We start from the raw sequence: 18,617 nt of genomic DNA on the forward strand, positions 1-18,617 counted from the left end.
TGAAGCAGTGCTCGGGGCAGCGCTCCGTGAAGTGGTAGTGGGAGAGCGAGCCGTCCTCGTTGTAGATGACGGAAATGGCGGAGACAGGGGCGCAGTTCGACGCCACCGTCGGGCACGTAAAGAACGGTTTCTTGAGGATGTCGGCGGCGGCCTTCACCGTGTCGACGGCACGGCCGCCGCCCACGCCGAAGATCACGTCGGCCGTCTTGACGCCGTCGTTCGCGAGCACGCGCTCCACCGCCGCGTTCGTCGCGTCCTTGCCGTACACGGCCCAAGCCGTCACGGTCATGCCGGCCTTCGCGAACCCGGCGCGCAGCGCCGGACCCGCCTTTGCGAGGGCGGTTTCGCCCCCGATCACCGCGACGCGCGTCCCGTAGAAGCGCGCGACGAAGTCGAAGTGATCGTAGGCTTCGGGGCCGATGCTGTAATGCGGCAGGGTGACGGCGTAGGTCTGCATGTGAGTGCTCCCAAGATGATTGTGAATGCCTTCGTGAAAGGGGCGCATCAAGGCGCCTCATCGCAAGGTCCGTTCGTCGATTGTAGGGAGGCCGCGAGGGGGATCTTCCCCTCATCTCGCCCTTCTTTGAGCCTACCCGGTGCCGTACAGGCAGTTCGCCCTAAGGAAGACTGTAGGGAACGAAACCGGCGGCATTGCGAAAACGGAAGGCCGCCGGGGAAAGTGTTGTTCGATGGTGATCGGGAGGGTTGAGGAAAGGTTGAGGAAAGCCGGAGTGGCGCCGAAGGACGGCGGCGTTCTCAGGAGGAACTCAGATGAAACATAGGCCAAACTTCAGGCCCGACTTCAGCCCCGGCCTCAAACCGTTCCCCACACCTTCTGCGCCGCGAGCGCGGTCTCGCGATCCGAATGCACGTGCGCGCCGTCCTTGAGGATCTGGTAGGTCTCGGGGCCCTTCCCCGCCAGGATGATGACGTCGCGGGGCCCCGCCTCCAAAACGGCCAGCGTGATCGCCTTTGCGCGGTCGAGCTCGACCCGCACGTTCTGGGGCTCCGCCATCCCGGAGAGAATCTCCCGCGCGATCTGCGCGGGGTCTTCGTGGCGCGGGTTGTCGGCCGTCACCACGACGCGGTCGGCGAGCCGCTCGGCAACGGCGCCCATCTTCGGGCGCTTGCCGTGGTCCCTCGCGCCGCAGCAGCCGAACACCATCACGAGGTCGCCCCCGCGCGCGTCGGCTTCGAGCCGCAAGGTCGAGAGCACCTGCTCGAAGGCGTCCGGCGTATGGCAGTAGTCGACCACCACCATGGGCTTTCCTTCTTCCTCCAAGCGCTCCAGGCGCCCCGGAGGCGCGGGAAGGCGGGAGATCTCGGCCGCGACGCGGCGGAAGTCGTGGCCGAGGGCCAGCATGGCGCCAGCGGCCGCGAGCGCGTTTTCGACGTTGTAGCGGCCGGGGTGCGGCAGGAACACCTCCGCACATTCGTCGCCCCAACGGAGCGTGAAGCGCGTGCCGCGGGCGTCTTCGACGAGATCCGTCGCCGTGAGGCGCTCGGCCCTCTCTTCTTCAGCGCCGGACTCAGCCTTGACGCCCCGGGTCGAGTACCACCAGATCTTGGCGCCTGTCGCGGCGGCTTTGAGGGCGAGTTCTTTGGAGAAGGCATCGTCGGCGTTCAGCACCGCGTGCCCCAAGCCCTCCGTCTCAAAGAGGATCGCTTTCGCTTCGCCGTAGGCCTCCATCGTGCCGTGGAGGTCCAGGTGGTCCTGCGTGAGGTTCGTGAAGACCGCGACCGTGACGGGGAGGCCCAGGAGACGCCCTTCCAGAAGCCCCGCCGAACTCGCTTCAAGCGCGTAGGCTTGGGCGCCCTCGTCCTTGACGTGCGCGAGCATGCCGTGAAGCGTCAACGCATCCGGGGTCGTCAACGCCGTCTTCGTGCGCTCGCCCCTGAACCAACACCCCACGGTCCCGATCGAGGCCGCGGGGACGCCGAGGGCGGTGAGCATATGCGTCGTCCACCAACTCACCGTCGTCTTCCCGTTGGTGCCGGTGACGGCGACGCCGGCCATGCCGCGGCCGGGGTGGTCGTGATACGCCGCGGCGATGGGGCCCATCCGTTCCTTGAGGTTCCGGAGCGCCATCCGCATCGGAGCGACTTCGCCCTCGGGCTCGGTGTCGTCCGCTTCGACGACCAGCGCCGCGGCGCCCTTCGTGAGCGCATCGAGGATGAAGGTCCTCCCGTCCGTGACGGCGCCCTTCACCGCGAAGAACACGTCGCCGGGTTCGACCGCGATGGAGGAGAGCTTCAAGGCCCCGTCCGTGCGGCGGCCCAGCCACCGAGCGACGGCGTCGTCCGTCGGGGCGGCGTTTGAACTGTTCGTAGCGTTGGGGTCGGTCTGGGCGGTCGGAGCGGAATCGGGCAGCACGGGCGAACCTCAGGTGGTGGATCTTGAGATTCGAAGATTAGCAAGGGGACAGCGGAATCGGCCTTGTCGATGTGTTGCGGGGGTTTGCCGAGTACGAAGAGCTCCGGATCGGAACGGATGGGATCGGATAGTGGCGGATCGGGCGGGAAGCCGTCGACGTTCAGGCGCCCGGCCGCTTGAGACCGAGGCGTCGGAGGTCCGATTGGTAGTTGAACTCCAGCCGCATCCAGAAGTCGGGCGTGCTCCCGAGCGTGTCGGCGAGCCTCCGGGCGAGCGCTTCTGTGACGGGAATGCGGCCTTCAAGGAGACGACGGAACGCGCCCTCGTCGAGTCCCAGGTGGTGCGCCAGGACGTCGTACGGGAGGCCCTGCTCTTCGGCGCAGTCGGCGATGGTGGCGCCGGGCGGCACCGCCCACTGGGGCGTGAAGGCGTGGAGGCGGTCGGTGCGGTTGATGAGGGGATCGTCGGGGCGGTTCATGGTCGTGCTCGTGAGGGGGTGGTTCACTTGCGGCCATCATACGGCCGCGCGGGCTCCGTACGGGCCCCGGTTACGAAAAAACCCGCCGGGTCCGTAGACGTCGGCGGGTTTCGAGGAAAGCCTTTTCCCGAAAGAAAAGCTTAGTCCTTGCGGACGAGGCGTTCCTTGATGCGGGCGGCCTTGCCGGAGCGTTCGCGCAGGTAGTAGAGCTTGGCGCGGCGGACGTCGCCGAAGCGCTTCACTTCGATCGAGGCGATCATCGGGGAGTAGAGCTGGAACGTACGTTCAACGCCTTCACCCGAGGAGATCTTGCGAACGATGAAGGAAGAGTTGAGACCGCGGTTGCGGCGGGCGATGACCACGCCTTCGAAGGCCTGGACGCGCTTGCGGCTGCCTTCCACGACGTTCACGTGCACGCAGACGGTGTCGCCGGCGCGGAATTCGGGGATGGTCTTGCCGGCCGTGAGGCGGGCGATTTCTTCCTGTTCAAGGGTCTGGATCAGATCCATTTGAGACTCCGTAACCATCGTCATGCGGCCCGTTTTTGGTGTTCGCCGCCGAGAGGATGGAAGTTTTTAAGTTGATCAGATCTCCGCGCCGAGACTGCGGAGGAATTTGAGATCCTCACGCGTCAGAAGGCCCGAAGAATTCGCAAGTGTAATCAAGTCCGGACGCGTGCGCAACGTGAGCCGCAGACTTTCTTCGCGCGACCAACGCGCGATGTTCTTGTGGTGCCCGGAGAGGAGCACTTCGGGGACGGCCTCGCCTCGCCAGACTTCGGGGCGCGTGTAGTGCGGGGCGTCGAGGAGCCCCGTCGCGAAGGATTCGTCCGACGCGGAGAGATCCTTGATGGCGCCGGGGAGCTGACGCACGACGGCGTCGATCAACGCGCACGCGGGAAGCTCGCCCCCGGAGAGCACGAAGTCCCCGAGGCTCACCACCTCGTCGACGTAGTTCGAGAGGAAGCGCTCGTCGATACCTTCGTAGCGCCCGCAGATGAGGATCAGGTCCTCGCCCGCCGAGACGAACTCTCGAACGCGCTTGTCGGTGAGGCGCGTGCCGTTCGGGGCAAAGCTCACGACCCTGCCGGTGTTCCCGGAGCGGCGGATCAGATCCACCGTCTGGGCCAAGGGTTCCGCCATCATCACCATGCCGGGGCCGCCCCCGAACGGACGGTCGTCGACGGTACGGTGCGGGTCACCCGTCACGTCGCGGGGGTTCCAGGTGTTCAAGGACCAAAGACCGCGGCGGCGCGCACGCGCCGTGATGCCGTTCTCGGTCACGGTCTTGAAGATGTCGGGAAAGAGCGTCAGAACGTCAAAGCGCATCGCAGAAGACCTCTCAACGCCACTCGGGATCCCAGTCGACGTCGACGCGCTTCGCGTCCACGTCGATCGCGCGGACGTAGACGTCCTTCACGTTCGGGATCATGAAGCGGGCGGTCTTGCCGGGTTCCGTCTCGTACGCGCAGACCAAAAGGTCCTGCGCGCCGTTGGTGCCGATCTCGACGATCTCACCCAGATCCTTCCCTTCGGTGTTCACGACGCGGCAGCCGATCAGGTCGACCGCCCAGACGGCGTCGTCACCGGCTTCGGGGAAGTCGGCGCGGCGCACCGCGATCTTCGCGCGGACCGCGTCCGCGGCTTCCTTCGTTTCGCACCCGTCCCACTTCGCGATGTAGCCCGTGCCGTGACGGCGGAAGCCCTTCACTTCGACGGCCGTCACCGCGCCCGTCTTGTCCGTGAGAACCCAACGGCGCACGCGTTCGAGGACCTCACCGGTCTCGAGCGGGAACACCCGCACCCAACCGCGGAAACCATAGGCGCCGCCGGTGCGGCCGAGTTCGACGAGATCGTCCATCAAGGATTCTCCGAAAAGCGTTCTAGAAGTGAGAATTCAGGGTAAAAGAAAACCCCGCACTCCTCAAGCGTAGATACCGGGCTCTCTCTTCTTGCGGAACGGTCACGATGTGCTTGGACACGAGAGGCACGACCGTTCCCTTCGGCAGGAGCCCGCACTTGATCAGGGCGGGGGTTCGGCGCTCTTTTGAAAGAGCGCTTTCGACGCTGCTAAGCGCGAATTAGGCGTTGGCCTTGGCGGCTTCCTTCACGAGACGGGCGACCGTTTCGGAGAGCTGGGCGCCGTTGGCCTGCCAGAAGGCGAGACGTTCGGCGTTGACATGGAGACGCACGGCCTGGCCGGAAGCCATCGGGTTGTAGAAGCCGAGGCGTTCGATGAAGCGGCCGTCACGGCGGCAGCGCGAGTCGCAGACGTTGATGGAGTAGAAGGGACGCTTCTTCGAGCCGCCGCGGGCGAGACGAACGATGACCATGAGTTTTACCTCTTTGAACTTATGGATTTGTTGGAGTGGGAGGCGGCGCTCTGCCGCTTCCCTGAAAACGAGAGCGCACCCGAAAGTGCGCAGAAAGTGAATTTTACGGAATCACACCGGTGGGCGCAAGCGCTTGAGCCGAATTTTCAAGCGCCCTGCGGCGCTCGGCGCGGTTCTCCCGCGCCTCACCCAAAAAAGCCGCCGCACCGGCATGTGCTTACCGTGTGCGGCGCATCGGCATATGTTCCAGAAGGAGGCACCGACGTTCAAGAAACTTGATGTGCGAGCGGCGGCCGTTTCGGGCCGCCGCTTCGCTTTCGTCAGCCATTACGGGATGGCCCAACGCTCTTATTAGAAGCGGTGGATCATGCCGGCCATGATTTCGTAGGTCTGGGGCTTGGCGTTATACGCTTCGGTCTTGTGCTTGTAGTCGTCCTTCGTGAAGTTGGCGGCCGTGTAGAGGCTCGTGCGCTTCGAGAGGTTGTAGTCGTAGCCGACGGAGAAGTTGAAACGGCTGACCGAGTAATCCGCATCATCGATGCACTCCGCATCCATGTAGCCCGCCTGAGCCTTCGCCGTACCACCAAAGGCCGGAGCGGAGACGCCCAACGCCATACCGTAGCCTTCCATGCCGCCGTTGAAGTAGTAACCAGAGGAGTAGTCGACCTTCAAGGCATCAAAGGCGTTGGAATAGGCCGACTGAGCGCCAACCTTGTAGGCGTTGTCGAAGTACTGACCGATCGCGTAGAGCTTGACGACTTCAAAGTCGTAGGTACCACCGAGGGTCACGGTGAGCATGTCATCGTCCGAATGACCATCGCTACCCAGACTGGCGTTCGCATAGTTGATGCTGTCAACGACGCCGAGAAGGGCGAGATTGCCGGTCTTGTAGGTCGCGGCGATGCCGTAGTAGCGGTCGGTGTTCGGCTTGTTTTCGTCACCAGCGTTGTTGACGTTGTTCTTGAAGGAGTACTGCGCGTACACCGTGAACCCGGCGAAGTTGGGCGACTGATACGAGATCATGTTGTCGAAACGATCGCAACCGTTCGCCATCACATGCTTCGGGCCGACCGTGTTGCCCCAACCGGTCGAGAACGGGGAGAAGGCACCAAGGAGGCCGTACGTGCCGTTGGCGCTGGCGAGCTGGCCCATGCGACCGAAGCTGACCTTACCGAAGGAGCCTTCAAGGTAGGCCTGAGATTCACGACCGAAAAGGCGGCTCTGGAAACCGAGCGCACCGGTGTCGGCATCAAACCCGTTTTCAAGCACGAAGCCAACCTTCAGGCCATTGCCGAGATCTTCAGAACCACGGAGGCCGAAACGCGAACCGGAATTCTGGCCGGACTTCATCTGGAAGGACGAGTCATCGTCAACGCCCGTGTAGTCGGCATCGTAATGCGTGTAGTTAAAGCCATAGTCGACGAGGCCGTAGAGCGTCACGTCGGCGGCGAAAGCAGAGCCCGCAAAAGCGCCCAGAACGGCGAGCGCAGCAAGAGACTTCTTCATAATCGTTATTTCCTTTAAGGGTCACCGCTTCGCAGTCACACGAAGCGGAAAGAAACCGAAGGCGCCTGTAGGCGCGCTGTGACGAGAAAGGTAACCCTTGATTTGTCGTCCGCGCAGGGGGGGTAAACCCTATATGTCGACAGCTATTGACGGTTATCAACCCTTAACAAGAAATCATATCGAAGGTTTGATGCGTCACCGGAACGCTACAAAGCCAAAAAACGGCGTGACCCGCCTAGAGCCACGCCGTTCTTTGGGGTGTCGCGAAGGTCAGATCTTCGCCTTGATCGCCGCGATCGTTTCCGCGGCGTCGGCGACCAAGCCGTAGTCGCAGATTTCGAAGATCGGCGCTTCCGGATCCTTGTCGACCGCCACGATCACCTTGGCGTCCTTCAAGCCCGCTGTGTGCTGGATCGCACCCGAGATGCCGAAGCCCACGTAGAGTTCCGGCGCAATCATCTTGCCCGTCTGACCGATCTGCCAGTCGTTCGGGCAAAGGCCCATGTCGACCGCCGTACGGGTCGCACCCACGGCGGCGCCTATCTGGTCGGCCAGGGATTCGAGCGCGGCGAAGCCCGCTTCGTCGATCAAGCCGCGACCGCCCGCGAGGACCACCTTGGCGGAGACGAGTTCGGGACGGTCCGACGTCGTTTCCGAGTACTTGACGAAGGTGCTCGCTTCGTAGGCGCCGTCCACCATCACGGATTCGACGGGGGAAGCCTCCACCTTGGTCGGGATCGGCTCAAACGCGGTCGGGCGGATCGTGCCCACCACGACCGGGTCGGTCACCTCGACGGTCGAGAGAAGCGAGCCCGCATAGATCCCGCGCACAAACGTCTTCGGGCCCTTGACGGCCAGAACGTCCGAAACGGGGGAGACGTCCAACTTCGCGGCGACGCGGGGCATCGCGGTCTTCCCGACGGCGTTCGCGATGAAGAAGATATGCGAATAGCCTTCGGCTTCCGCCACCACGAGCTTCGAGAGCACTTCGGCGGATTCCTGCGCCAACTTCGGGGCTTCGGCGAGAAGCACCGTGCGCACGCCCTCAAGACGCGCGGCGTCTTCGGCGATGCGGGCGCATTCGTTGCCAGCAACCAGAATGTCGACCGAGTCCGTCATCTGAAGAACGGCGGAGAGCGCCTGACGGGTGGAGGGCTTCAGCGTACGGTTGTCGTGTTCGGCGATCAAAAGCGCGGTCATGACGGCTCCTTAGTGCGCACCGAGGGCGCTCTTGATTTTCGCAACGAGTTCATCCACGGAACCCACCATTTCACCGGCGCGCGCGGTCGAGGGCTGCTCGACGCCGAGCAGCTTCAGGCGCGGGGCGGCATCGACGCCCAACGTATCGAGCGCGATCGTCTCAACGGGCTTCTTTCGGGCCTTCGCCATCGCGGGGAGCGTCACGTAGCGGGGCTCCGCCAGGCGGAGGTCCGCGGTGACGACCGCAGGGAGTTCAAGCGACAGCGTCTGCGTGCCGCCGTCCGTTTCACGGGTGACGACCGCGCGGCCGTTCTCCACCGCCACTTCGCTCGCGAAGGTCGCGACCGGGCGGTCGATGAGCGCGGAGAGCATCTGCCCCACCTGGTTCGCGTCGTCGTCGATCGCCTGCTTCCCCAAGAGGATGAGGTCGGGCGACTCCTTCTCGACGATCTTCCTGAGGATCTTCGCGACGGCCAGGGGTTCGAGCGCCGCATCCGTCTCAACGTGGATGCCGCGGTCCGCGCCGATCGCCATCGCGACGCGCAGCGTGTCGAGCGCCTTCAGGGGGCCCGCCGTCACGGCGACGACTTCGTCGGCCTGCCCGGCTTCGCGCAGGCGCACGGCCTCTTCCACGGCGATTTCGTCAAAGGGGTTCATCGCCATCTTGGCGAGCTTGGTGTCGACGCCCGACCCGTCGGGGAGCGGACGAACCTTCACCTTCGCGTCGACGACGCGCTTCACGGCCACAAGGATCTTCATGGGTGTTTCGGTCCAGGGAGGTGTGTGCGGGAGGGCGGCCGCGGTCATGCGCGCTTCGGCTCCATTCATTCCGAAGCGCCGCGCGGTCGGCTTCCCCTTCAAAAAGAGAACGAAGGCTCTCAAAGAATGAGGAGAGGCCTTCGAATGTGGTGGGGATTATAACGGGGTGCCCCCTACGCCAACCTTATGCCGAAACTCAATTTTGAGAGGAACATCCGACATATGGCGACGCGTCCGGAAGGCGCCGAACCCCGCCCGCAGAAAGACTTCGGGGAGCGGATCCCGTCCGCTCCCCGAACCTTGAAATCATGCTTGTTGGGGAGGCTTCGGCCCGATTCCTCCGAGCACGCCTCAGCTCACTTCAACCGACCTCAACTGACCTCAACTGACCTCAACTCACGAAAGGCAGGAACGCCGACGAGATCGCGAGGTAGCGGGCGCCCTTCCCCAAGGCGGCCATCACGGCGCAGATGAGGGGATTGAGTCTGAGCCACCCGGCCGCGATCGGAATCGCGTCGCCGAAGAGCGGGACCCAGGTCATCAGAAGCGCGAAGTAGCCGTACTTTTTGAGCCAGGCGATCGCCTTCCCCTCTTTTTCCTTCTCGGGGATGAAGCGCCCCATGAGGTAGCCGGTCATCGCGCCGAGCGCGTTCCCCAGCGTCGCCATCCCGAGGAAGATCCAGAACTTGTCGGGGTTCCCGGTGATCGCCCCCAGGAGCACCACTTCGGAGCCGCCCGGGAGCACCGTCGCGGAGACGAAGGCGACCACGAAGACCACCCACTCCATTTGTTCGTACTGCAGGTACGGCATCAGCCAATCGATCACGGGGAAAACCTCTTTGGGGCTCAGTTTCGGGGACTCGTGAAGGATACCGGAGGTGGGTGAAACACCCGTCAAGAACCGGGGGCCGGACGGGTGATTCTGTGCAACGAAAGTTGTCGGCGGATTTCAGCCGACGTTCGCCCGAGAAGACGTGAGGCCCGGCGTCCTTCATGAACGCCGGGCCTCGGGATTTGGCCGGGGCGGAGGGCTCAGGCGAGAGCCGCCGCCCCGTCAAAACGCATCCTCGATCAGAGACGGATGCGCTTCGTCGTCGCGGGATCGAACCAGTGGACGGCCTTCGCCTCGAACGTCATCCCGGCGTCGACGCCCGCTTCGGGGAGCCACTTGCCGTTGGGTTCGCGGAAGACCACCATCTGCCCCAAGAGCTTCCCGTGGATCAGGTGGTCGGCGCCCAAGGCCTCCACCGTTTCGCAGCGGAAGTTCCCGAGACCGCCCTGCTCAACGACCGTCACCTCTTCGGGACGAACCCCCAAGACGACGTCGCGGCCCGCGAGCTGCGGAACGGGTTCGGGGAGGCAGAGTTTGAACCCGTCGTGCTCCATCGAGGCGCCGTCCGCGGAAACCACGCCGCGCACGAGGTTCATCGGGGGCGAGCCGATGAAGCCCGCGACGAACATCGTTTCGGGGTCGTCGTAGACCTCCTGCGGGGTCCCCACCTGTTCGGCGCGCCCGCCGTTCATGACGATCATGCGGTGAGCGAGCGTCATCGCCTCGACCTGGTCGTGCGTGACGTAGAGGCTCGTCGTGCGCAGGCGCCGGTGGAGCTTCTGGATCTGCAGACGCGTCTGCACGCGAAGCTTGGCGTCCAGGTTCGAGAGCGGTTCGTCGAAGAGGAAGACCGCGGGTTCGCGCACGATCGCGCGGCCCATCGCCACGCGCTGACGCTGGCCGCCCGAGAGCTGACGGGGGCGGCGCTCCAGCAGGTGCCCGAGTTCCAACATCTTCGCCGCCTCGTCGACGCGGCGGGCGATTTCTTCTTTGGGCACGCCGCGGATCTTGAGGCCGTAGGCCATGTTCTCAAAGACCGTCATGTGCGGGTAGAGCGCGTAGTTCTGGAAGACCATCGCGCAGTCGCGGTCCTTGGGTTCGAGATTGTTGACGACGCGGTCGCCGATGACGAGCTCGCCCGAGGTGATGGGTTCCAGACCCGCCACCATGCGCAGAAGCGTCGACTTCCCGCAGCCCGACGGACCCACGATGACGACGAACTCGCCGTCCGGGATGTCGAGCGTGATGCCGTGGACCACCGCCACGTCGCCGTAGGACTTGCGGATGTCCTTCAATTGAATGCCAGCCATGTTTCTTGTTCCTTATTTTTCGGTGTCCACGAGTCCCTTGACGAACCAGCGCTGCATGATCGTGACGACCAGCGCGGGCGGAATCATCGCCAGCATGGCGGTCGCCATGATGAGGTTCCATTCGTTGGCGGAGTCGCCGCCGCCGATCATGCGCTTGATGCCGATGACGATCGGGTACATGTCTTCGCTCGTCGTGACGAGGAGCGGCCACAGGTACTGGTTCCAGCCGTAGATGAACTGAATGACGAACATCGCCGCGATGTTCGTGAGCGAAAGCGGGATCAGGATCGTGAAGAAGAAGCGCATCGGGCCCGCGCCGTCCATGCGGGCGGCTTCGGCGAGTTCGTCCGGGACCGTCATGAAGAACTGACGGAAGAGGAACGTCGCGGTCGCCGACGCGATCACGGGAAGAATGAGACCCGCCCAACTGTCGAGGAGGTTGAGCGAAGCCATCACCTCGTAGGTCGGCGTGATGCGGACTTCCACCGGGAGCATCAGCGTGATGAAGATGAGCCAGAAGCAGAGCTTGCGGCCGGGGAAGCGGAAGTAGACGATCGCGAAGGCGGAGAGAAGCGAAATGAAGATCTTCCCCACCGAAATCCCCATCGCCATCACGAGCGAGACCCACATCATGCGGGCGACCGGCGCGCGCGACGCGGTGCCGCCGCCTTCCGTGAGGATCTGCAGATAGTTGTCGATGAAGTGCGCGCCGGGCAAGAGGCTCATCGGCGCCTGTTCGACCTGCACGGCCGTCTGGGTCGACGCGACGAAGGCGACGTAAACCGGGAAGACGACGATGATGACGCCCAGAATCAGGATGGCGTGCGTCACCGCATTGAGCCAAGGACGATTTTCAACCATGTTGCGTTCTCCTCAGACTCAGTAGTTGACGCGCCGCTCGATGAAGCGGAACTGGAAGACGGTGAGCGCGATCACCATCACCATGAGGATGACGGACTGCGCCGCGGAGCCGCCGAAATTCATGTTGCGGAAGCCGTCGACGAAGACCTTGTAGACCAAGATGTTCGTGTCCTGCCCCGGCCCGCCCATCGTCGTCGCGTCGACGATCGCGAACGTTTCGAAGAACGCGTAGACGACGTTCATGACGAGAAGGAAGAAGGTTGTGGGCGAAAGGAGCGGGAAGACCACCGACCAGAAGCGGCGGAAGGGACCCGCGCCGTCCATGGCCGCGGCCTCGAGGAGCGACTTCGGCACGGCCTGAAGGCCCGCCAAGAAGAAGATGAAGTTGTAGCTCACCTGCTTCCAGACGGCGGCGATGACGATCAACGTCAGCGCGTGGCCCGAGTGGACCATGTAGTTCCAGTCGAGGCCGAAGGCGCGCAACGCGTGCGAGAGCGTCCCCAACGTCGGATTGAAGATGAACATCCAAAGGACGCCCGCCACCGCGGGGGCGATCGCGTAGGGGACGATGAGGAAGGTTTTGTAGACGCCGCCCCCGCGGAGCACCCGGTCGGCGCACACGGCGAGAAGCAGGCTGATCGCAAGCCCCGAGAAGGCCACGAGCACCGCGTAGAGGATCGTGATCTTGAAGCTGGCGATGTAATTCGGATCCGCGAAGAGCTCACGGAAGTTGGCCAACCCGACGAATTCGGTCGAAAGACCGAACGGGTCCTCCATCATGACGGACTGCATGACGGCCTGACCGGCGGGCAGGAAGAAGAAGATGAAGGTGATCAGAAGCTGCGGGAGCACCAGGGCGTAGGGCAACCACCTGCTCTGAAAGACTGCTCGTTTTTCCACGTAGGGGCCTCACTCAATGGACGCGCAGGAGCTTTTGAGCGGTGCTCCTGCGCGTCGGTTTTATAAAGCTTCGGAAACGCTCAGCGGGACGTCACGCGTTCGAAGCGTTCCAGCTGCTCGTTGCCGCGGCGCACGACCGCTTCGAGCGCGGTCTTGGCGTCCTGCTTGCCGGACCAGATCTTTTCGAACTCTTCGTCCACGATCGTACGGATGTTGGGCAGGTAACCGAGACGGATGCCGCGGCTCTTTTCCGTGGTTTTGAGCATCTGCTTCACGGCGACGTCCGCACCCGGGTTCTTTTCGTAGTAGCCGCTCGCCTTGGCGATTTCAAAGGCCTTCAGCGTGACCGGGAGGTAGCCCGTACGCATGTGGTTGTCGGCCTGGACCTGCGGGTCGGAGAGGTAGTTGAAGAAGTCGGCGACGCACTTGTTTTCGGCCTCGGACTTCCCGGCCATCGCCCAGAGCGAGGCGCCGCCGAGCGCGGTGTTCTGCGGGGCATTCTCGACCCCTTCGTAGTAGGGCATCGGGAGCGTCATGAATTCGAAGTCGGCGTTGCGGCGGATGTTGGCGAGGGTCGCCGACGAGCCCATGTTGATCGCGCATTCGCCGGAGTAGAAGGTGGCGTCGGCGAGGTTCCCGCGGCCCTTGTAGACGAAGGTGCCTTCTTTGGCCATGCGGGCGAGGTTTTCGATGTGCTTCTGGTGGAGCGGCGTATTGACCGCGAGGCGGGCCTTCGGGCCGCCGAAGCCGTTGTTCAAGGTCGCGTACTCGACGTTGTGCCAGGTCGAGAAGCTTTCGAGCTGCGTCCAGCCCACCCAGCTCGTCGTCATCGGGCAGGCTTCGCCGGCGGCTTTGAGGGCCTTCGCGGCGGCTTCGACCTCAGCCCAGGTCTTGGGGAGCTTCTCGGTTTCGGTGGGAAGACCCGCCTTCTTGAACTTCGTCAGGTTGACGTACATGACCGTCGTCGACGAATTGAAGGGGAAGCTCATCATGCGGCCGTCGGGCGTCGCGTAGTAGCCGTAGACCGCGGGGATATATTCGTCCGGGTGGAATTCGTACCCGGCCTTCGCCATGATGTCGCCCACCGGAACCACGGCGCCCTTCGAGAACATCATCGTGGCGGTGCCGACTTCGAAGACCTGGAGGATGTTGGGGGAGCGGCCCGCGCGGTGCGCGGCGATGCCGGAAGTCATCGTCTGATCGTAGCTCCCCTTGTAGGTCGGAACGATCTTGCAGGCCGTCTGGCTCTTGTTGAAGTTGTTGGCCGTGTCCTGGACCCAGTCGCCGAGGGTGTTGGCCATGGCGTGCCACCACGTGATTTCAACGGGGGCGGCCTGAGCGGCCATCGTGGCGGCGGCGAGGCCGGCCAGCGCGAAATGCTTCAACATCATGGAATCTCCATAGAGGACGGCCCCGCGGAAGCGGCGCGCACCGGGCCTCCCCTCCTGGGGAAATCGGTCCGACGCCGGGAGAAAAAATGCGCACTCCGGGGCCGGAGCCCGCGCATCTTCGGTCGGTGAATGGGGATGGATCGGCCGCATTCTGCGCGCGCCTACGCGCGCAGAACGCAACCGACAGGGATCATAGGGAAAACGCATTAGGCGTGTCCATACGCCAAAAGTGGAAAATTTTGTTTCCGGCCTACCTTCAGCGGAACATGGCCTTCATTTCGAGCGTGCGCGCGATGGCCGCGCCGACGGCTTCGTCCATCATCGCGTCGATGTCGCGCGCGTTCATGACGGCCAAAGCGCGGGCGGTCGTGCCGCCCTTGCTCGTCACCTGTTCGCGCAGCTCTGAAAAGGGCTTCCCGGAGGCTTCGGCGAGAAGCGCCGCACCCTTCACCGTCCCCAAGGCGAGCGCCTTGGCGTCGGCTTCGGGCATGCCGCGGCGCACCGCGGCGGCCTGGAGCGCCTCCATGAAGCGGAAGACGTACGCGGGACCCGAACCGGGAATCGCCCCCACGAGGTCGATGTCCCCTTCCTTCGCGACGCGCACGACCCGACCGACGGCGGAGAGAACGAACTCCGCCGCTTCGGCGTGCTCGGGAGCGATGCCTTCGGGGACCCAGAGGCCCGTCACGCCCTCCCCCACCATCGCGGGGGTGTTGGGCATGGAGCGGATGAGGGGGTAGCCCGAGAGCCATTCGGCGTAGGCCGCGGACTCGATCCCAGCAGCGATCGTGAGCGCCGCGCCCTTGGGGTTCAGGAACGCCTTCACGGGTCCCAGCGCATCCTTCATGCCCTGGGGCTTCACCGCCAAGACGAAGAGGTCGCACGCGGTGATCCAGTCGCCGGGCGCCTCGTGGGTCTTCGCGCCCAAAGCGGCGAGGCGTTCGAGCTTCGCCGGATTGTGGTCCACGACGTGAATGACGGGCGCATCGTCCAAACGCAGCAGCCCGCCGATGATGGCGCCGGCCATGTTGCCGCCGCCCAGGAATCCGATCGTTCTCATCCCCAATCTCCTATGTTCAGTGGGGTCTCAATGTTTGCCGTAGTCGCGCGCGCCGAAGATGGCGCTCCCGACGCGCACCTGGGTGCTCCCCGCGGCCACCGCGGGCTCGATGTCGGCGCTCATCCCGAAGGAGAGCGTGTCGAGCTCGGGACGGCGGGCGCGGGCCTCGTCCCAAAGGCGGCGCATGCGCGCGTACGTTTCGGGGCCGGCGTCGGGCGACGGGATCGCCATCAGACCGCGAAGCCGGAGGTTGGGGAGCGCCGCGACGGCGTCCATGAAGGCGGGGAGCTCTTCGGGCGAAACGCCCGACTTCGTCGCTTCGCCGTCCAAATTCACTTCGACCGTCACGTTGATGGGCGGCATCCCTTCGGGGCGCTGCGCGGAGAGGCGCTCCGCGATGCGGAGCCGATCGACCGACTCCACCCAGTCGAAGCGCTCCGCGACGATGCGGGACTTGTTGGCTTGAAGGGGCCCTATGAAGCGCCACTCGAGGTCGAGGTGCGCGAGCGCGTCGATCTTCGCCGCGGCCTCCTGGACGTAGTTTTCGCCGAAGGCGCGTTGGCCGAACGCCGCGCAGGCCGCAATCGTCTCCGCGGGGAAGGTCTTCCCCACGGCAAGGACCGCCACGGATCCTTCAGGCCGTCCTGCGGCGCGCTCCGCGGCGCGCACGCGCTCCACCACCTTGCGGTAGCGCTCTTCCAGCGTCATTCCTCACTCCAAAACAGGCTTGCGGGCGGACGGCGAAGACCTCTTTTCGTGAAGACGAGGGCCGTCCGGTTTGATCCAAATCATAGAGCAAAGCGAAAGAGGCCGTTGAGGATCACGTTTTGAGGCCTTTCGATTTTGATCCAGAACTTTTCGGAAGTCGTTGATTCTCATGTATTTTTGTTTGGCGTTTCGACTTCCAGAGGATCATGCATTCCTTCTTTTTTCAAACTGATACTTTACCTCAGCATTTCCCGCACCTCAACGAATCCGCTTGTTGACAAGTGGGCCGAAAAGAAGACTCAGGATCAACATTCACCGGCGCCATCACGAACCTTTGAGACTAGGTCTCGAGACGAATCCGAACACGTTTTCGGGTTTTCGCACTTCATTTTGGGTTTGATTCTTCGAGGTTCGTCATCATGTCCGCCCGTACCGCCACGCTCTCCGCGATCCACACGCTTCCTCTGCCCGGGCTTCCCGGCATTCCGCTTCCCTCCGTCCCCTTCGGGTTCGGGAAGAAGGCGGAAGAAGACCGCCTCCCCGTCGCCGATCCCGTCATCCGCGAGATGCTGGGCGGGGGCTTCCCGAAGGGTGAGTTGGTTGAACTCCTCACGATGACGGAAGCTTCGGGTGAACTCTCCCTCATCCTCCCCGCGGTCGCTTCCCTCGGGCGCGCCTTTTGGGTGCTCCCCGGCGTCGAATTCTTCACGCCCTGCGCTCCGGCGATGGAAGCCTGCGGGCTCGTCCTCACCGAACAGCTCTTCGTGACACCCGCCGCGACGGAAGAAGCCTACTGGGCGGCGGAGCGCGCCGTCGCCGAAGGGACCTTCGGCGCGGTGGTCGCGTGGTTGAAGCCCCTCTCCCCGGAAGAAGACCGCCGCGCCATGCGCCGCTTGGCGCTTGCCGCCCGCACGTCCGGCACGACCGTCTTCGTCGTGCGGCCGCTCAACCTCTCCGGCACCGCCACGAACGCCGATCTGCGCGTGGCGCTCTCGCCTGCGGCCGACGGTGAGACGCGCGTGCGCGTCACCCGCGCCGGGTTCCTCGCCCGCACGGAAACCGCGGTCGTGCGGCTTTCGCCCCTCTCCTCGCTCTCCCCGCTCACCGAGCCTTCCGCGCCCGTCGGCAAGGTCCGGCCCTTCCGTCCGACGCATTCGACGCACCCGACCGATCCGTCCACGCCGGACAACGCCGCCTGACCTCAGCCGAACGACAGCGACCACAAGAAGAACAGGAAAAGAAGGAGAAGAACATGACGACCAACACCGCAACCCCCGCCGTCCCCGCAACGGCGAACCTTCACCTCCACCTCCAGGGGCTTCTCTTTGCGGACGCGCCCGCCCCCGCCGCGCGTCCCGCGGCCCGCCACGACGGACGGGTGATCTGGGGCGTGAACGACGCGGCGAAGCGCCTGGGGCTGCGCCCCGGGGAATTGGCCGTCAACGCCGTCCGCCGCGTCCCCGAAGTGATCCTCGACCGGATCGACCCGGACGCGGGGCGCGACCTCGCGCTCTGGGCGGCGAAGCTCGCCGCTGCGATCCTCCCCGCCTACGTCGTGAGGCTGATCGGGGTCGAGCCCGACGAAGCGCACTTGACCGTGACGCCCGCCCCCAGTCCCGAACGGCAGGCCGTGTTGGTGGCGCGGCTTTGCGCCGCAGGTATCCGGGCGGTGCCGTCCGAAACCCAGATCGCCCATCACGACGCGACGGTCGTCTCGGTCTTCACGCCCGTGCGCCTCACGCTCCCGCAGCCCGCCGCCGACCCGCAGCGTTGGCGCCGCGCGGTGGAGCGGCTCCTGGCGCTTCACATGCTGACGCGCGGACTCGGCTCCGCGCAGACCGAAGAGCCCCTGCCGCACCTTCAACTGGTGCTTGGGGCCGAGAGCGGCCGCACGTACCGCGCGCCCGCCGTCACGCACGCCGACCCGGGCGCGCTCCTTTCCGCCGCCTACGGGATGGAACCCTTCGGGCGCGTGAAGACGGTTGCGCTCGACGTGACCGAAGCGCCCGAATGGAACGACGCCGCCGAACCCGCCGACCCTTTCATCGGGATGCTCTCGGGGCGGTTGGGAGCCTCGGACGTCTTCCGCCTCGGGGTGACGCCTGAGGGCGCGACCCGGCGCGAAGCCGTCACCGCAATGGCGCCCGCGTCCGAACGACTCGCCGCACCCGAAACGGGGTCCCATGCATCCACCCCGCACGCCGCGCTCTTTGAGGCGTCCGCGCCTCTGAAGCTGCGGCGCCTCTGGTGGGAGGGGCCGCTCACGATCGAAACGCAGACGGGCGACGACGCGCTCGCGCGCAACCCGTCGGGACTCCGCGTGGTGCTGAAGCGCGACGGCGACGGGTGGCTTCTCCTCGGGCGGTGCGCGTAGGGCGGTCATCGTCCCGGGCGGTTTCCTGAAGGTTCAGGGACGGTTCCCCACTTCCTCATGACGCCGCGGTGCGGTCGGAAGACCCGCCGCGGCGAACGTTCAGGCGATCCGCATCTTCGGCCGTCCCCATCCTTCCTACCGACCGTGGCTACCTCCTTTGGACGGTGCTCAGGTTTCCGGGGAGGCACAGGGCACGGCGTAGAATGAACGCTCCCCCAATTCCCTCCGGCCGCGACAAGATGAAGCCGGAGCTTCCGACACCGATGTCCGACGTTCTCCTTCACAGCTGCTGCGCACCCTGTTCGAGCGCGATTCTCGAATGGCTCCTGAAGAACGGCCGCAAGCCGACCGTCTTCTACTTCAACCCGAACATCTTTCCCGAGGCCGAATACCTCCTCCGGAAGAACGAGGCGAAGCGCTGGTGCGAGAAGTTGGGCGTCCCCTTCGTCGACGGCGACTACGACCACGATCTCTGGCGCCGTGCCGTGAAGGGGTTGGAGAACGAACCCGAGCGCGGCCGCCGCTGCCGCGT

20 protein-coding genes are annotated in these 18,617 nt (G+C 64.6%); 3 read left to right on the forward strand and 17 right to left on the reverse strand.

What is annotated here, in order from left to right:
* The 17 genes from HMPREF9440_RS07550 to HMPREF9440_RS07630 all read right to left on the reverse strand — a co-directional run.
* The coding region (locus HMPREF9440_RS07550) for an iron-containing alcohol dehydrogenase (protein ID WP_008543006.1) at positions 1–457 on the reverse strand (457 nt) is incomplete at its 3' end.
* A gap of 357 nt (positions 458–814) precedes the next feature.
* Positions 815–2,374, reverse strand: coding sequence for a UDP-N-acetylmuramoyl-L-alanyl-D-glutamate--2,6-diaminopimelate ligase (locus HMPREF9440_RS07555; RefSeq protein ID WP_008543007.1), 1,560 nt, complete (start codon positions 2,372–2,374; stop codon positions 815–817).
* 160 nt (positions 2,375–2,534) lie between these two features.
* A complete protein-coding gene (locus tag HMPREF9440_RS07560; RefSeq protein WP_008543008.1) occupies positions 2,535–2,852 on the reverse strand; it encodes a helix-turn-helix transcriptional regulator in 318 nt (105 codons plus the stop codon).
* Between the two features lie 140 nt (positions 2,853–2,992).
* Entirely contained in the window at positions 2,993–3,361 is a 369-nt protein-coding gene (rplS, locus tag HMPREF9440_RS07565) for a 50S ribosomal protein L19 (protein ID WP_040764728.1), read from the reverse strand.
* A gap of 75 nt (positions 3,362–3,436) precedes the next feature.
* Positions 3,437–4,180, reverse strand: a complete 744-nt coding sequence (gene trmD, locus HMPREF9440_RS07570; RefSeq protein WP_008543012.1) for a tRNA (guanosine(37)-N1)-methyltransferase TrmD — start codon at positions 4,178–4,180, stop codon at positions 3,437–3,439.
* A gap of 13 nt (positions 4,181–4,193) precedes the next feature.
* Positions 4,194–4,712, reverse strand: a complete 519-nt coding sequence (gene rimM / locus HMPREF9440_RS07575; RefSeq protein ID WP_008543014.1) for a ribosome maturation factor RimM — start codon at positions 4,710–4,712, stop codon at positions 4,194–4,196.
* 220 nt (positions 4,713–4,932) lie between these two features.
* Positions 4,933–5,184 carry a 30S ribosomal protein S16 gene (gene rpsP / locus HMPREF9440_RS07580; protein WP_008543016.1) on the reverse strand — a complete coding sequence of 84 codons (252 nt, stop codon included), beginning with the start codon at positions 5,182–5,184 and terminating at the stop codon, positions 4,933–4,935.
* A 351-nt stretch (positions 5,185–5,535) separates the two neighbouring features.
* Positions 5,536–6,690 (reverse strand): porin, encoded by a 1,155-nt coding sequence (locus tag HMPREF9440_RS07585; RefSeq protein WP_008543020.1) that lies wholly within the window; start codon positions 6,688–6,690, stop codon positions 5,536–5,538.
* A 270-nt stretch (positions 6,691–6,960) separates the two neighbouring features.
* Complete coding sequence (locus HMPREF9440_RS07590; RefSeq protein ID WP_008543021.1) at positions 6,961–7,890, reverse strand: electron transfer flavoprotein subunit alpha/FixB family protein; 930 nt, start codon at positions 7,888–7,890, stop codon at positions 6,961–6,963.
* Positions 7,891–7,899: 9 nt separating this feature from the next.
* A complete protein-coding gene (locus HMPREF9440_RS07595) occupies positions 7,900–8,649 on the reverse strand; it encodes an electron transfer flavoprotein subunit beta/FixA family protein (protein ID WP_008543022.1) in 750 nt (249 codons plus the stop codon).
* A gap of 391 nt (positions 8,650–9,040) precedes the next feature.
* Positions 9,041–9,475 carry a YqaA family protein gene (locus HMPREF9440_RS07600; RefSeq protein WP_245523588.1) on the reverse strand — a complete coding sequence of 145 codons (435 nt, stop codon included), beginning with the start codon at positions 9,473–9,475 and terminating at the stop codon, positions 9,041–9,043.
* Positions 9,476–9,720: 245 nt separating this feature from the next.
* On the reverse strand, positions 9,721–10,791 hold the full coding sequence (locus tag HMPREF9440_RS07605; protein ID WP_008543024.1) for a sn-glycerol-3-phosphate import ATP-binding protein UgpC: 1,071 nt from the start codon (positions 10,789–10,791) through the stop codon (positions 9,721–9,723).
* A gap of 12 nt (positions 10,792–10,803) precedes the next feature.
* Positions 10,804–11,652, reverse strand: a complete 849-nt coding sequence (ugpE, locus tag HMPREF9440_RS07610; protein ID WP_008543025.1) for a sn-glycerol-3-phosphate ABC transporter permease UgpE — start codon at positions 11,650–11,652, stop codon at positions 10,804–10,806.
* Between the two features lie 18 nt (positions 11,653–11,670).
* The gene (gene ugpA / locus HMPREF9440_RS07615) at positions 11,671–12,552 is read right to left on the reverse strand and encodes a sn-glycerol-3-phosphate ABC transporter permease UgpA (RefSeq protein ID WP_040764730.1); all 882 of its coding nucleotides are present in this window, start codon (positions 12,550–12,552) and stop codon (positions 11,671–11,673) included.
* A gap of 80 nt (positions 12,553–12,632) precedes the next feature.
* Positions 12,633–13,943: a sn-glycerol-3-phosphate ABC transporter substrate-binding protein UgpB gene (gene ugpB, locus HMPREF9440_RS07620; protein WP_008543028.1), complete on the reverse strand. Its 1,311-nt coding sequence runs from the start codon at positions 13,941–13,943 to the stop codon at positions 12,633–12,635.
* A gap of 256 nt (positions 13,944–14,199) precedes the next feature.
* Complete coding sequence (gene proC, locus HMPREF9440_RS07625) at positions 14,200–15,003, reverse strand: pyrroline-5-carboxylate reductase (protein WP_008543029.1); 804 nt, start codon at positions 15,001–15,003, stop codon at positions 14,200–14,202.
* Positions 15,004–15,030: 27 nt separating this feature from the next.
* Positions 15,031–15,711 carry a YggS family pyridoxal phosphate-dependent enzyme gene (locus tag HMPREF9440_RS07630; RefSeq protein WP_008543030.1) on the reverse strand — a complete coding sequence of 227 codons (681 nt, stop codon included), beginning with the start codon at positions 15,709–15,711 and terminating at the stop codon, positions 15,031–15,033.
* A gap of 419 nt (positions 15,712–16,130) precedes the next feature.
* On the opposite strand from HMPREF9440_RS07630, the gene HMPREF9440_RS07635 reads away from it, so the two are divergent.
* From HMPREF9440_RS07635 to HMPREF9440_RS12095, 3 genes are all read left to right on the forward strand, one after another.
* Positions 16,131–16,910 (forward strand): hypothetical protein, encoded by a 780-nt coding sequence (locus HMPREF9440_RS07635; protein ID WP_008543032.1) that lies wholly within the window; start codon positions 16,131–16,133, stop codon positions 16,908–16,910.
* A gap of 53 nt (positions 16,911–16,963) precedes the next feature.
* Entirely contained in the window at positions 16,964–18,085 is a 1,122-nt protein-coding gene (locus HMPREF9440_RS07640; RefSeq protein WP_008543035.1) for a hypothetical protein, read from the forward strand.
* Positions 18,086–18,348: 263 nt separating this feature from the next.
* Positions 18,349–18,617, forward strand: a 269-nt coding sequence (locus HMPREF9440_RS12095) for an epoxyqueuosine reductase QueH (protein ID WP_245523589.1), incomplete at its 3' end; no start/stop codon positions are given.

Source organism: Sutterella parvirubra YIT 11816, from assembly GCF_000250875.1.
Lineage (GTDB): Bacteria > Pseudomonadota > Gammaproteobacteria > Burkholderiales > Burkholderiaceae_F > Sutterella > Sutterella parvirubra.

Excerpts from the sequence above, each read along its gene's own strand:
- HMPREF9440_RS07605 (WP_008543024.1), bottom strand. The coding sequence starts at position 10,791 with ATGGCTGGCATTCAATTGAAGGACATCCGCAAGTCCTACGGCGACGTG.
- ugpB (WP_008543028.1), bottom strand. The coding sequence starts at position 13,943 with ATGATGTTGAAGCATTTCGCGCTGGCCGGCCTCGCCGCCGCCACGATG.
- HMPREF9440_RS07630 (WP_008543030.1), bottom strand. The coding sequence starts at position 15,711 with ATGACGCTGGAAGAGCGCTACCGCAAGGTGGTGGAGCGCGTGCGCGCC.
- rimM (WP_008543014.1), bottom strand. The coding sequence starts at position 4,712 with ATGGACGATCTCGTCGAACTCGGCCGCACCGGCGGCGCCTATGGTTTC.
- proC (WP_008543029.1), bottom strand. The coding sequence starts at position 15,003 with ATGAGAACGATCGGATTCCTGGGCGGCGGCAACATGGCCGGCGCCATC.
- HMPREF9440_RS07560 (WP_008543008.1), bottom strand. The coding sequence starts at position 2,852 with ATGAACCGCCCCGACGATCCCCTCATCAACCGCACCGACCGCCTCCAC.
- rplS (WP_040764728.1), bottom strand. The coding sequence starts at position 3,361 with ATGGATCTGATCCAGACCCTTGAACAGGAAGAAATCGCCCGCCTCACG.
- ugpE (WP_008543025.1), bottom strand. The coding sequence starts at position 11,652 with ATGGTTGAAAATCGTCCTTGGCTCAATGCGGTGACGCACGCCATCCTG.
- rpsP (WP_008543016.1), bottom strand. The coding sequence starts at position 5,184 with ATGGTCATCGTTCGTCTCGCCCGCGGCGGCTCGAAGAAGCGTCCCTTC.
- HMPREF9440_RS07595 (WP_008543022.1), bottom strand. The coding sequence starts at position 8,649 with ATGAAGATCCTTGTGGCCGTGAAGCGCGTCGTCGACGCGAAGGTGAAG.
- HMPREF9440_RS07635 (WP_008543032.1), top strand. The coding sequence starts at position 16,131 with ATGTCCGCCCGTACCGCCACGCTCTCCGCGATCCACACGCTTCCTCTG.
- HMPREF9440_RS07640 (WP_008543035.1), top strand. The coding sequence starts at position 16,964 with ATGACGACCAACACCGCAACCCCCGCCGTCCCCGCAACGGCGAACCTT.
- trmD (WP_008543012.1), bottom strand. The coding sequence starts at position 4,180 with ATGCGCTTTGACGTTCTGACGCTCTTTCCCGACATCTTCAAGACCGTG.
- HMPREF9440_RS07590 (WP_008543021.1), bottom strand. The coding sequence starts at position 7,890 with ATGACCGCGCTTTTGATCGCCGAACACGACAACCGTACGCTGAAGCCC.
- HMPREF9440_RS07585 (WP_008543020.1), bottom strand. The coding sequence starts at position 6,690 with ATGAAGAAGTCTCTTGCTGCGCTCGCCGTTCTGGGCGCTTTTGCGGGC.